The organism is Rhodococcus spongiicola (assembly GCF_004011835.1).
Classification (GTDB): domain Bacteria; phylum Actinomycetota; class Actinomycetes; order Mycobacteriales; family Mycobacteriaceae; genus Prescottella; species Prescottella spongiicola.
Genome location: NZ_RKLN01000002.1, coordinates 680378 through 693329, shown reverse-complemented (window position 1 = coordinate 693329; position 12952 = coordinate 680378). Strand labels below are relative to the sequence as shown.

Below are 12952 nucleotides of genomic sequence, written 5' to 3'. Positions count from 1 at the left end.
GTATCTCTGCTATTCGGCCCATAACCACAGGGTTTTGCCTTGACGTTTTTGCCTTGACCCAGGTCGACAACCGTGACGAACAACGTCAGGTCTCCCGGAGCGGCCCCGCACGCCTGAGGCGTTGGCGATAATGACCTCAACCACGGCTAGCGACGCTCACTTGGAGGAGCGATGACCCAGCCAGACAATCCCTACGGTGCCCGCCCCGGCGGCGGAGTCAGTCTTCCCGACTATTACCGGCCGATGACCTCGATCAACAACCGGAACTTCTACTCCCCGGGGACCGAGATCCTGCCCGAGGGCGAGATGCGCATCAGCATCTTGGGCAGCACCCCGTGGCCGCCGACTCGCAGCCAGGCCGGCACGTGCATCCTGGTCGAGTGCGGCAACGGCCAGCCCCAGCCACGACGGTTCTTCTTCGATATGGGCAACGGAAGCGTGAAGAACGCATTGGCCATGCAGGTGCCACCGATCTTCATCAATGACATCTTCATCAGTCACCTGCATGGCGATCACTACGCCGATCTGCCGTACATGTACCCGTTCACGGCATGGGCAGGACGGTGGCAGCCGTTGCGCCTGTACGGCCCGTCGGGGGCGACGCCCGAGTTGGGGATCAAGCACATGGCCAAGCACATGCGGGAGATGATGCGCTGGCACGAGGAGAACTTCCTGCACGCGACGATCTCGGCCGGCTACGAAATGGACGTCACCGAGTTCGACTGGAGGGAAGAGAACGGTGTCTGCTACGACCAGGACGGCATCGTAGTACGGCACTGGCCGCGTTCCCACGTCAAGGACGGAGCCTCCGCCTACCGCCTCGACTGGGAAGATGCCGGGCTCTCGGTGGTGTGGACCGGCGACGGTCGTCCCGACGAGAAAACCGAGAAATATGCCGCCGGTTGCGACGTATTCATCACCGAGGGACAGATCGACACACCGTCGCTGATGTCGTTGAAGTTCGGCGTCCCGGAGGAGTTGGCCAAGTACACGATCGATTCGTGGCACACCATGTACTACGCCGCGGGTTATCTGATGAACAAGGTCCAACCGCGGATGGGAATGATCGTCCACTATGAGGCCGGCGGAGCGGCACTGGACGCTGAGTCGGTTGCCGAGGTCCGAGCGAACTACGAGGGACTGTTCCAGTTCGGCGGGCCCGACATCCAGGTTGTCAACGTGACCAAGGACCGGATCTGGTCCAGGGAGGCTGCGATACCGGACGGCGCCGCGATCGCACCGCTCGACCCCCGGTGGCTGCTGCCCTCGCCGCTGCCGTCCGAACTGGAACTGCCGCGTCCGGAACTGCCTCGCGAGGAGCAACAGCAAGCATTCCTGCGGGAGATGGAAATCGATCCGCACAAGTACTACCCGCCTGACGCCGACCGCGAACCCGTCCAGAGCTGGCCGGCCGACGGCTTCAAGATCGATCCACGCGAAATGCTACGGGCTCGTGGAATCGATCCCGATGAGTCCTGACACGTCGTCGGCCCCGGGACCGGATACGGCCGCCAGGGTCGATTCCGGCAGCGTCGTCTCCGGCGCGACTCCGCTGACGATAATCACCGGGTTCTTGGGTGCGGGGAAAACCACGCTGTTGAACCGGCTCCTGGGCGGCGATCATGGTCTGCGCGCCGCGGTCTTGGTCAACGACTTCGGATCGATCAACATCGACGCCGACCTTGTGGTCGGCGTCGCAGACGACATGATCAGCCTGGCCAACGGCTGCGTCTGTTGTGAGATCCGCGACGACCTGCTCGGGGCGGTCGAGCGTCTCGTCAATTGTGCGACACCCCCGGAGCACATCATTCTGGAAGCCAGTGGCGTGGCCGACCCGGCCAGCATCTGGGCGACGTTCGCCGGCTCGCAGCGACCCGACTGGGTTCGGCTGGACGGAGTCACTTGTGTGGTGGACACAGAGCAGATCTTCGAACACCTCGACGAGGCCCCCGACTTGTTGATGCTCAAAGCGCGCCAGATCGGTTTCGCGGACCTGGTTGTACTCAACAAGGTCGACCTGGCCGGACCCGCAACCGCGGCATGGGTGCGGCAGTGGATCAACACGATGATGGATCGCGTTCGGACAGTGGAGGCCGTCCGAGCCGATGTCCCGCTGGAGATCCTGCTCGGGATCCGATGCGAGGGACGGGAGCCAAGCTTCGAACAACCCCACAGCCTCGAACAACCGCAGCCGCAACTCAGCCATAGGGAACAGTTTCAAACGTGGACCTTTCGGACCGATCGCTTGTTCGACCCACGATCACTTCAAGAGATGATCCGCCGCGACTTGCCCGGCGAGGTCTACCGTTGCAAGGGCTTTGTGCGCGTTGCCGGCGATACCCCGCAACCCATGCTGCTGCAGTCCGTCGGGCGACGGTCGGAACTCGTCCCCTCAGCCACGAAAGCAACCGCGACCCATAGCGAGATCGTGGCGATAGGAACGTCCGCTTTGGACACGCAGCGTCTGCACCGGCTATTCGAACATTGCCTCGTTGCGACCTGACGTTCAGGCGGGTTCTCCTGCCATTTCGGCCGCTGACGATGCCGGAACCGCTTCGTGGGCTACCGCATCCAAGCGATAAGCGCTTCGGCGAGGACGCCCCCGCGATCCTCCTGCACGAAATGGCCACCGCCCTCGATGGTCCGGTGCGGTTGCCCGGCGGCACCGGCAATCTTGCCGATCAGGGCCCGTTCGCCTCCTGCGGTGATGGGATCCTTGTCGGAGAACAGGCACAGAAACGGCTTGTCGAATTTCGCCAACGTGGCCCATGCCGCCCGATTGTCCGGGGTGGCGACGTTGTCCTCGTCCTGCGGAATGAGGTCGGGGAACGCCCGGGCACCGGCCTTGTAGGAGGCGTCGGGAAACGGGGCCTCGTAAGCTGCGGTCACCTCCGGGGTCAGCGGTTCCGTGCACCCACCGGAGATCAGATTGCCGATCGGCAGGTCGGGGGTGCTCGCGACGAAGTTGCGGAAAATCTGCCACGCCTCCGGAAGTTTCCGGGTCCCGTCCGGAAGCCCGGTGTTGGATGCGCAGACGCGGGCGAAACGCTCAGGATGCTCACCGACCAGTCGCAGACCGATCAGCCCTCCCCAGTCCTGGCAGAACATTGTGATGTCGTGCAGGTCCAGGGCATCGAACAGGAACGATCGCATCCATTCGACGTGCCGCGCGTAGGTGTAGTCGGATACCTCGGTGGGCTTGTCGCTGCGTCCGAACCCGATCAGGTCCGGGGCGATCACGCGCATGCCGGCGTCGACGAGGACGGGGATCATGCGCCGGTACAGATACGACCAGCTCGGTTCTCCGTGCAGCAGGAGCACCACCGGACCGTCCTTCGGTCCCTCGTCGATATAGCCCATTCGCAGGCCGTCCGATGTCTCTGCATAGTGGGGGCTCCACGGAAACCCCGGTAGGTCCGTGAAGCATTCGTCAGGTGTTCTCACTGTGTCCACCCCCACGACCCTAGCCGCGAACGAACGTCTGCGACACGGGAGACGAGGGCGGAAAAGGGACTCGCGGACTCACGACCGTAGACCGGCATGAACGTTCGGTAGGGACAACAGGTTTCGATTCACCTACCCACTCCCGATGGGTGCGGGGCCCGGAAGACTCACCAGTGGAACGGCGGTTGGCCGTGTTGTCTCAGCGATAATCCGGGTTCGCGAAGTCGGGCCGGCAACCGGCATCCCATTCCGATCGCTGATTTCCGAATGCTGGGAAGCCTCCCGCCTTCTTCAACATCGCGGCGGTGTGCATCAGGTTGTAGGTCATGAAGGTCATGTTGCGATTGGTGAAGTCGTTTTCGGGACCACCGGACCCCTCGTCGAGGTACGACGGGCCAGGCCCGGCCTCACCGATCCACCCGGCGTCCGCCTGCGGCGGGATTACGTATCCGAGATGCTGGAGGCTGTAGAGAATGTTCATAGCGCAGTGCTTGACGCCGTCCTCGTTGCCGGTGATCAGACACCCGCCCGCTCGGCCGTAGTAGGCGTACTGACCCCGATCGTTGAGAATTGACGAGCAACCGTAGAGCCGTTCGATCACCAGCTTGGTGACGGAGGCGTTGTCGCCCAGCCAGATCGGCCCAGCCAGTACCAGGATGTCGGCGTCCAATACGCGTCGGAAAAGTTGCGGCCACTCGTCGCTCGACCATCCGTGCTCGGTCATGTCCGGGTAGACGCCAGTCGCTATGTCGTGATCGACAGCACGGATCTGATCGACCGTGACGCCTTCGTTTTCCATCACACGAACGCTGCGATCGATGAGTCCCTGGGTATTACTCACTTCCGGAGATCGCTTCAACGTGCAGTTGACGTACAGGGCACGCAGGCCGCTGAAGCGCGGTGCGTCGTCTCTCGGCGATGAATCGGCCATCGGCTTCTCCCACGAAGAGGGTCTGGAGTCTGCAAGAATCCTGGAGCCCAGGATATGCCGCAGCAGGTCGTCGCGGGCCGAAAATCCTCCCACGGCTGGGCAGGGAACCACTGCTAACCGGAACTGACTTTCGATGTGCCTGTGTACCAACTGCTTTGCGGGTTCGTCTAACGTACGTGCGCTGCCCTCGTCAGGCGTACCGGCTTCTTGTCCCGCGCATCGGAAGCGCTGCGCAACAAGCGCAGCACCTTGGTGCCCCGCCATACCCCGGGGGTCGACAGGCTTGCGCAGAGGCTGGTCCCGGATACGTTGAGGGACAGCGTGAAACAGGTGCCCCCTCGTTCGCGCCCAGACAACAAGGCGGCGGGACCGCGCCAGTCGACGAGCGGGCAGTGTTCACAGCCGTGGTGTTCGTGTTGACGACGGCGCCTGCGGATTGGCAGGGCACCGCGGTTGCCCAGTTATCGATAATGGTTATCATTAATGGATGACTGCCTCCGTGCCAAATCGATTGCCCGTGACCGTGCTCTCCGGATTTCTCGGAGCCGGGAAGACGACGCTGCTCAACCACATCCTCGCCAACCGGGAGGGGCGGCGGGTCGCGGTGATCGTGAACGATATGAGCGAGGTGAATATCGATGCTGCGCTCGTGGCCGGGCAGGGGCACTTGGATCGCACGCAGGAGAAGCTCGTCGAACTGACCAATGGCTGTATCTGCTGCACGTTGCGCGAGGACCTGATCGAAGCTGTCGGGCGCTTGGCCCGGGAGGGGCGTTTCGATCAGTTGGTGATCGAATCCACCGGCATCTCCGAGCCGATGCCCGTCGCGGCATCCTTTGAATGGGAGTTCGAGGACGGGTTTTCGCTCGGCGAGCTGGCCCGGCTGGACACCATGGTGACCGTCGTGGATGCCTCCACCTTCCTGACGGAGATCGCCGAGGGCGAGTCGCTGGCTGCTCGGGATCTGCAGGCCGGCGAAGGTGACGAGCGTGGAATCGCCGACCTACTGTCCGATCAGGTGGAATTCGCCGATGTCTTGCTGATCAACAAAACCGATCTGGTGAGCGAGTCGCTAGCCGGCGCGGTGGAGGCCATGGTGCGCCGGATGAACCCCCGGGCCGAGGTCATCCGCACCCGGAACGGAGTCGTCGAACTGGACATGGTGCTGGATACCGGTCGATACGATCCGGTGGATGCCGCGACCGCCGAGGGCTGGCAGGACGAGCTGACCGGGACTCATACTCCGGAAACCGAAGAGTACGGCATCAGTAGTCTCACCTTCACCGCTGATCGGCCGTTCCACCCGCAGCGTCTAGCAGATGTGCTGAGCGGATTGCGGAGGGTGTTGCGCAGCAAGGGATTCTGCTGGATCGCCAGCCGACCCGAACTTGCGGCGATCTGGTCGCAGGCCGGCCCGAACCTGACCTTCGAGCCGGCCGGGTGGTGGTCCTCGCTCGACATGCCGCCCGGCCAGGAAGTGGTGTTCATCGGGGTGAAGCTGGACCGGGATCAGCTGCGGGCACAGCTGGAGAGCGCGCTGCTGACCGATGCCGAGCGTGCCGAAGGCGCGAAAGCCTGGACCAGCTATGCCGACCCGTTCCCTGAGTGGGGTGCTCTTCACGAACACGCCTGATCGAGTCGGCGGTCCCCCCACCAAGCGAGTCGAGTGAGTCCGCCAACGCAGCCCGCAGGTGCACCAGGCCGTTGTCGAGAGAACCCGGAAGCCCAATCCAGCTGGGTTTCGTGGGTGGGCGCGGAGGGTTTCGAACTCTCAGCCACCGCCAGGTCAGACCGTCAAAATACCATCTACCTGCATAAACGCATCACAACAGATCACGCTAGATCATGCGAATACGTGGGCAAGTGTGGGCAAAGTGTGGGCACGGCATCCAACCGCGGCAAACTAGCCTGAACGACCCGTCTTCAGTGACCCGATGGCAGTCCACAGCCTCACACCCCGATCCGGCGAGGACGCGGCCGTCCCAACCAGGACCAGGTGTCGGGACGGCCGCGAGTAGCTACGCGGCCGTCGTCTCGACCACGACCACGCCGGACGGACGCTGAATCTGGGTAGCTGCCCGCAGCTCGGCACCCGCACGAATCTCAAGACTCTCGCTGGCAGCGCCTGAACCTGAGTCCGGTGATCGACCGACTCCTGGCAGGAGAACGGCCACGCAACGAGTCAGTGGCTCGGCATCAGCACCCCTGGCACGAACCCGAGGTTGGCCCTCCTGATTTGATGCACTCATGACTTTTTTGCCGCCCGCTGGCTGGTATCCCGATCCCTCCGGCAAGCACCCCAAGCGGTACTGGGACGGCACCCGGTGGAGCAACCGCACGCGCTCCCGCCCACAGCGGCGAAACGAGAAGTTCTTCAAGGTACACGACGAGAGCCCGTCTTCGAACATTGAGAAGGCTCTTGGCTCTCTAGCACTCGCTGGGATGTTCCTCATCCCTATACTGCTGTTCCTCCCCGACCTCACGGCCGGACCGTTCGCCTGTGGCAGTGTGTCCAACGGCTTTGACACGCCTTTCGCCAACACCCAGTTGTGCGCGGATGCATGGGAGAGGCGCATTCAATGGATGGGCGTGTCCTTCTTGGCCGGGACGGGCTTCTGGATCCTCGGCGGTCTTCACGCATTATTGAGGAAGTACTCGCCGTGGAAGAAGCAGGCTGAGAGCGGCGAGGGCACGCTGCCCGAATTTCGCGAGTAGCTACGCCGCGGCAGTCTCGACCACGACCACCCCGGACGGACGCTGAATCTGGGTAGCTGCCCGCAGCTCGGCACGCGCGCGAATCTCGTTCTTCTCGAAGCTGTTGCCGACGTTCTCGGACCACCGGACAGCGATACCCGCGTCGACGCGCAGCGCCACCGATCCGGACGACACCAGCACGCCGCGCCCATCCTCGAGACCAGCCGAGACCGCCACAGGGACACCGTGAAGGCGCCGCGCCGCACGATCCACCGGAGAGTCCACCAGCTCGAGCGCACCGGAGCCGCTAGTACGCGCCAGCTCGATCGCTTCCCAGTCGGCAGGACTGAAGCAGAACCCGGACGGTTCGAGCCCCTGCGCCTCGAGCTGGGTAATCGCCTTACGCGCCGAAGTGATCGCATCAACCGCGAACGCCTGTTCCCGGATGCCCTCAGTGCCGAGGATGCCGCGCAGGTTCGGCGCCATACCGTCACCGCTGAGAATCTGCTTCTCGAGCGCCTGGGCGAGACCATGCACCAGCTCGTCCCGCACGAACATCTCAAGGCTGGGGAAGTCCGTGAGCAGGTAGTTGTCTATCGGCTCGGACAGGTGAGCGATGACCTGAAGGTCGCCGGCCTCACGGGACAACCCAACCCGCGAGGTGGGTTTGACCGCGCCGACCGTGACCGGAGCCGCTAGGTACTCCCGCGTTGTCTGTCGCAGGTACTCGAACCGCGCCGAGGAATTGAGCACGGCGGGAACGAGATCAAGCAGGCCCGCCACAGGCCGACCTTCTGGCACAGGCGTGGTCTCGACCTGCACCGGAGCCACCGACTCACCGGCAGGGGCGAGAGCCTTACGCCCGAACTCAGGGCCGCTGAGCATCCCGTGAGCTAGCCGCGAGGCGAGCGCATCACCCTTGAGCCGCAGATATCCCCGCTTTCCAGCGCCGCCCCAGGGTTCCGGGTCGTCAGGGTCACCGCCCGCCTTCATATCGGCCAGCGCCTGCCGGACCTTCTCGTCCGCCTCTATGCGCGACTTGAGTTCCGGAATCCCGACAGCGAGTTCCTGCGCTTCCGCGAGTTCGTCGGCGCTGTATTCGCCCGACTGCGCCGCCAGTTCCGCCGCCCGCTGTTGCTTCGCCTTGAGCACCTCGAGGAGTCCCACAGTGGTTTCCGCCTTCTGTCCTGGTCCTTTGCCGTCCGTGACAGATTCGCCGACCACAGGATCCCGTTCAACACCAAACAAAACCCGGGCGCCGGCCGACCGCGTAGTGGAGCGCCGAACGTCGAGCGTGTAGTACCGGGCGACGCTCTGCCGCGGGATCGAGGAGACGGACACAAACCCCTTGCCGAAGATGGCGAGGTCCGGGTTAGATAGCGGGGTAGTCAGACAAGCCTGACACCGGTTCCAGCTCAAGCATCTCAGAAGCGCACCGATGAGGCGGAGAGTCGGACTGGGTTCGGTGTCGACGGCTTCTAAGGGGTGTGGGGTGTTCGACGAAACGGAGTTTCGACGGCGACTGCGGGAGGAATCCCCTTGTGCTGAGCCACTGTACGACGCCCTGCAGGACATTCTCCCGCCCGGTGTCGTAAGTATGGTACGGACCTTGGTACGCGACGGATTCCCTGAGACCGCGGTCTACGACATGCTCCGACACGCGGCACGCCTGCATCTCCCGATCCCGGTCGCCCTCCACGACCTACTACGCGAGGAGTTCCTGTCCGGGGACTACTACCCGGAGTACGAGGCCGAAATGAAGGGGTATTTCGACCAAATGCCCGCTCTAAAATCTCCAGTTGTCGGCGGGCCGACCGAGTAGCCCCTCGTCGCCCCGTCCGTTCCCGATTCGACTCCGGAATTATCCTGAGCAGCATTAACCGAATCTCGTCAGACCCCGGCATACCGTCCGCGCCCCTCATCGACGACCCCCAAACCGTCCGATATGCACGACGCCTGCATAGGACCGCAGATCACCGACCGACCCGTACCAGCCGCTATCCGCCCACACCTCGCCAGCCGGAACATCGACAACCGCCACCGCGCCGTCATCCTCGAAAGCACTCACGTTCTCGCCCACTACCTCGCCTTTCTCTCGATTGCTGAACTCATCCCCGCGCGCGATGGGTACCCCCCGATCGGAGGGAGAGGACCAGCCCCACCCCGGTCGGGGCCGCGGGCTCGGTTCTCTGTGATGGGAAAGCCCCTACTCATACGGTTCCCTTCTGTTCGATGGCAAGGCAGCGCGGAGCGGTGCCGCGGCAGCCTTCCCGCGCTGTCGCGCCAGTAGTCGCGCCGTATCTCCGCTGTGGCGCGACTGTCCAGTCGCGCCACGTGGCGCGACTGCATTTCCCCTGGTAAAGCCCAGTTGCGCCAGTGGCGCCACACGTAGAAGCACCGGCTACTCATGGCGCGACTGAGGTAGCGACCAGTGCGAGACCCGCGGGAAGCCCTCGTTCGTGTACACCACGCCGACCTTCTTCGCCGCGCGTTGCAAGGTCCGTAGCGATATGTCTGCCTTCGCCGCGGCAGCCTTCACCTCCTTCGCCGTCGCCTTCCCCGCTTCGGTCAGGAAGTCTTCGAGCCATGCCTGGCCGGTCGACCGGGGCGCGTCGCCACCTCCTTCGGCGTCCTCTGCCGCGTCGGCGTAGAAGTCGCGGGCGTTCGCGTTGGCGTCGCCGATCCATTCGAGGCACGGGACCGTGCCGTCGCTCGCGTCGGTTGGATCGAATACCTGGACGGATCGGATCTGGAACTTGGACGCCGGGACACCGGCCGTGAGGTTCGACTTTTCCGGCCCGATCACTAGTACCCCGTCCTCGTCGGGGTCCGGTTGTGCGAGCACGGTCATGCGCGCCTTCTTCCGAATCTCCCCGGTGAGCCCGTAGGCGTTGCGGACGTTGCTCCCCTTCTCGCGGTTCGTATGGCCCGTGAGCAGCACAGCAACTCCGGTACGCGTTGCAAGCTCTTTCCACGGATGCAGCACTTTCCGCGCGTTCTGAGGATCCTTGACCGGTTGCCCACCGGGGAGTGTGTCGGCCCACGCGTCAACGATCACCAGCGCCGCGTCCGTGGAGGCGTCCGCGACGACATCCATGTGCAGAGGGAACGTCGGCGTGCCGGATCCGTCTCTGTCCTCGCAGATCACCCGCACGTGTGCCAGATCCGCGCCAGCGACCTCGAGCCGCGGCCGCGCGACGGTAGCCCAGTCATCCTCAGTGAGCACCAGGACGACGGTCTGAGGATTGCGTGCGGGAATCCCGAACGCGGGGAACGGTTTACCCGTGGTGATCACCGCTGTAAGCCAAACCAGGAACAGCGATTTTCCGATGCCTTCAGGCCCGACCATGTACGAGACTGACGCAGAGGGGAGCCGATGCGCCGCCAGCCAATCAACTTGGCGAGCTTCCGCCAGCTCTAGCGCGTTCCACACGCGAGGACGCCGCCAGCCGGCCGTTTCATGTTCTGCCCTGTCCGTTTCTTGTTCTGCCGCGCCCACGAACGGGATCGGTCCGTCCTGGTCGACCCAAACCGCGTCAGGGTAGTCACGCCCAACTGGTAGAGCGTTCACCACTATGAAACCTCCGCAGTTGTTGCCAGTCGCTCGAGCACGGCCCGTTCTTCCGCGCAGGTCGCGTACCGTCGCGCTCCGCGAAGTTCGTCGACGTCGAACAATCCGCGCAGGTCCGCCCGTGCGAGGTGTACCGCCGCGGACAATGTCGCGAGCCCCGACACCCGCGAGGCACGGCACTGGTGCTGGGCAGGGTCAGCACACCCGCATTCGAGCGGAGTTAGACGCTGTCCGGCCCGTGCTCTACGCTCGTGGCCGGTTTCGATCCACCGATCAATCAACCGAATCAGCCTTCCAAGGCGTTGTTTGACGCCCGGCCCCATCCGCACGTGGGCCGGGCGTCGCCCTTCCCATCACTTCGCCGTCGCCGCGTCGTCGGTCCGCTGACAGCTGTGCGCGTCAACCCAGGCGTAGACATCCGCCCAGTCGTAGAACACGCGTTTACCGAGCTTCTTGTAGCGCGGGCCAATGCCCCTGTACCGCTCCTGCGCAAGGGTCGCTTCCGTCGTGCGCCGGTACTCCGCGACCTCTGCCGCCGTGGCCAACGGTGGCCGCTTCGCAACGTCGCCCATCTCTTCATTCCTTCCGTCCGGATATCCGGCCAATGTGGCCCTGTGATGCCAATTCCTATAGAAGCACAGCGATGCACTGTTGGCCACACCAAGGGACATAGAATCCGGAACATGCCAATTCGACGCGTCGAACTCGACACCACCGGCCATACCGTCCGCGAGAACGTGAAGCGGCTCCGCAGGACTCAGCGCCTCACGCTCCGCGACCTGGCCGAGCGCATGGACGCAGCCGGTCGCAGGATCGCGCACACCTCGCTAAGCGATATCGAGAACGGATCTCGCCGAATCGACGTTGACGACCTGCTGGCGCTGGCCATCGCTCTGGACGTCAGCCCCGCGACCCTCCTCATGCCAGTCGCCGAGGGTGGTGAGGCTGAGGTGGAAGCGACCGGCGTCGGTACCGCCACCGCCCGCCAGCTCTGGCTGTGGATTGTTGCCGAGAGTGCAGGCCGCCCAGGCTGGCCCGTGATCGACCTTGATTGGATGATGCGGGCCCGCCCGGAGTGGAAGTTTGAGGAAGAGACCGCGGACACGCCGGAGAACGAACGCAAGATGATCAATACTCTTTTGGAGTTCTTCGAGCGCAGGAATGACCGGCGACATGGCGACGATTGAGAGCTACGAGACAAAGGCCGGCAAGCGCTACCGCGTCCGATACCGCACGCCCGACCGAAAGCAGACCGACAAGCGCGGGTTTCGAACCAAGCGTGACGCAGAGGCATTCGCCGCGACTACCGAGGTTTCGAAGCTCCGCGGCGAATACATCTCGCCAGCTGACGCCCGTACGACGATCGACGAACTCGGACCCGACTGGCTCGGTCGTCAAACGCACCTGAAACCAAGCGCCTATCGGCCCATCGAGGTCGCCTGGCGGCTCCGCGTACAGCCCCGATGGGGCGGCGTCCGCCTCTCGGACATCAAGACAAGCGCAGTCCAGCAATGGGTTTCGGATCTCCGACGTGGCGCCGACGGCGAGAAGCCCGTCGGTGCAACCGTGGTCATTCGGACGTACCAAGTTCTCGGGTCGATCCTCGACGACGCCGTACGCGATCGCCTCATCGCATCGAATCCGGCACGCGGTGTTAAGTTGCCACGCAAGCGGAAGAAACGACACGTCTACCTCGATCACGAGCAGGTGGCTCTACTCGCGCGCGCAGCAGGCGAGCACGAGACCCTGATCTACATGCTCGCCTATACCGGCGTGCGCTGGGGCGAGGCAACAGGAATGCGCGTGCGCGACCTCGACCTGCTACGGCGCCGCGCAACAGTCGACGAGAACGCCGTCGAGATCGGCAATCAGATCGTCGTCGGGACAACCAAGGGACACAAGCGGCGCACAGTCCCGCTCCCCGACTTCCTGATTCCATATCTTGCCCGCCAATGCGAGGGACGAGCCCGCGACGCACTCGTATTCCCCGACGAGGCCGGCAACCATCTCAGTCGGCCGCATACCAAGTCCGGTTGGTTCGACAAGGCCGTCACGGCCGCGGGTATCGCTCGAGTCACTCCCCACGATCTACGGCACACTGCGGCGTCACTGGCAGTCTCAGCTGGCGCGAACGTGAAGGCAGTACAGAGGATGCTCGGACACGCTTCCGCCGCAATGACGTTGGACGTCTACGCCGACCTGTTCGACGACGACCTCGAGGCAGTGGCGACCGCACTCAGTGACGCTCGATCTCGGGCAAGTGTGGGCAAAATGTGGGCAGACCGCGCCCGAGGTTCGTAAAAGAATGGCTC

The 12952-nt window shown here is 63.9% G+C and carries 12 protein-coding genes and 1 pseudogene; 8 read left to right on the top strand and 5 right to left on the bottom strand.

Translation table 11 applies throughout. The annotated features are described in order from the left end of the window. Window positions 1-171: 171 nt before the first annotated feature. Together gntH and EF834_RS07915 are read left to right on the top strand one after the other, a co-directional pair. Window positions 172-1479, top strand: a complete 1308-nt coding sequence (gene gntH, locus EF834_RS07920) for a guanitoxin biosynthesis MBL fold metallo-hydrolase GntH (RefSeq protein ID WP_127946631.1) — start codon at window positions 172-174, stop codon at window positions 1477-1479. Then, window positions 1469-2503: a CobW family GTP-binding protein gene (locus EF834_RS07915; protein ID WP_127946630.1), complete on the top strand. Its 1035-nt coding sequence runs from the start codon at window positions 1469-1471 to the stop codon at window positions 2501-2503. Before gntH ends, EF834_RS07915 begins: the two co-directional genes overlap by 11 nt. A 59-nt stretch (window positions 2504-2562) precedes the next feature. Here the strand turns inward: EF834_RS07915 and EF834_RS07910 are convergent, their stop codons facing one another. Continuing rightward, window positions 2563-3453, bottom strand: coding sequence for a haloalkane dehalogenase (locus EF834_RS07910; protein WP_127946629.1), 891 nt, complete (start codon window positions 3451-3453; stop codon window positions 2563-2565). A 190-nt stretch (window positions 3454-3643) separates the two neighbouring features. Continuing rightward, a complete protein-coding gene (locus tag EF834_RS07905) occupies window positions 3644-4375 on the bottom strand; it encodes a flavodoxin family protein (protein WP_127946628.1) in 732 nt (243 codons plus the stop codon). Between the two features lie 335 nt (window positions 4376-4710). Here EF834_RS07905 and EF834_RS18475 point away from each other — a divergent pair. The 3 genes and pseudogenes from EF834_RS18475 to EF834_RS07895 form a co-directional block, all read left to right on the top strand. Then, a pseudogene (locus EF834_RS18475) lies at window positions 4711-4809 on the top strand (IS5/IS1182 family transposase); the annotation flags it as partial. 53 nt (window positions 4810-4862) lie between these two features. After that, window positions 4863-6008, top strand: coding sequence for a GTP-binding protein (locus EF834_RS07900; protein WP_127946627.1), 1146 nt, complete (start codon window positions 4863-4865; stop codon window positions 6006-6008). Window positions 6009-6622: 614 nt separating this feature from the next. Then, window positions 6623-7090, top strand: coding sequence for a DUF2510 domain-containing protein (locus EF834_RS07895; RefSeq protein WP_127946626.1), 468 nt, complete (start codon window positions 6623-6625; stop codon window positions 7088-7090). On the opposite strand, the gene EF834_RS07890 is transcribed toward EF834_RS07895, so the two are convergent. Then, entirely contained in the window at window positions 7091-8236 is a 1146-nt protein-coding gene (locus tag EF834_RS07890; protein ID WP_164874086.1) for a phage major capsid protein, read from the bottom strand. A gap of 442 nt (window positions 8237-8678) precedes the next feature. Here EF834_RS07890 and EF834_RS07885 point away from each other — a divergent pair, with 442 nt between their 5' ends. Beyond that, complete coding sequence (locus EF834_RS07885; RefSeq protein ID WP_164874085.1) at window positions 8679-8891, top strand: hypothetical protein; 213 nt, start codon at window positions 8679-8681, stop codon at window positions 8889-8891. Window positions 8892-9470: 579 nt separating this feature from the next. Here EF834_RS07885 and EF834_RS07880 read toward each other — a convergent pair. Together EF834_RS07880 and EF834_RS07875 are read right to left on the bottom strand one after the other, a co-directional pair. Continuing rightward, a complete protein-coding gene (locus tag EF834_RS07880; RefSeq protein ID WP_164874084.1) occupies window positions 9471-10502 on the bottom strand; it encodes an AAA family ATPase in 1032 nt (343 codons plus the stop codon). Between the two features lie 491 nt (window positions 10503-10993). Further along, window positions 10994-11212: a helix-turn-helix transcriptional regulator gene (locus EF834_RS07875; protein ID WP_127946622.1), complete on the bottom strand. Its 219-nt coding sequence runs from the start codon at window positions 11210-11212 to the stop codon at window positions 10994-10996. 111 nt (window positions 11213-11323) lie between these two features. On the opposite strand from EF834_RS07875, the gene EF834_RS07870 reads away from it, so the two are divergent. Continuing rightward, window positions 11324-11827: a helix-turn-helix domain-containing protein gene (locus EF834_RS07870; RefSeq protein ID WP_206615204.1), complete on the top strand. Its 504-nt coding sequence runs from the start codon at window positions 11324-11326 to the stop codon at window positions 11825-11827. Further along, on the top strand, window positions 11814-12941 hold the full coding sequence (locus EF834_RS07865) for a site-specific integrase (RefSeq protein WP_127946621.1): 1128 nt from the start codon (window positions 11814-11816) through the stop codon (window positions 12939-12941). Before EF834_RS07870 ends, EF834_RS07865 begins: the two co-directional genes overlap by 14 nt. Window positions 12942-12952 lie beyond the last annotated feature (11 nt).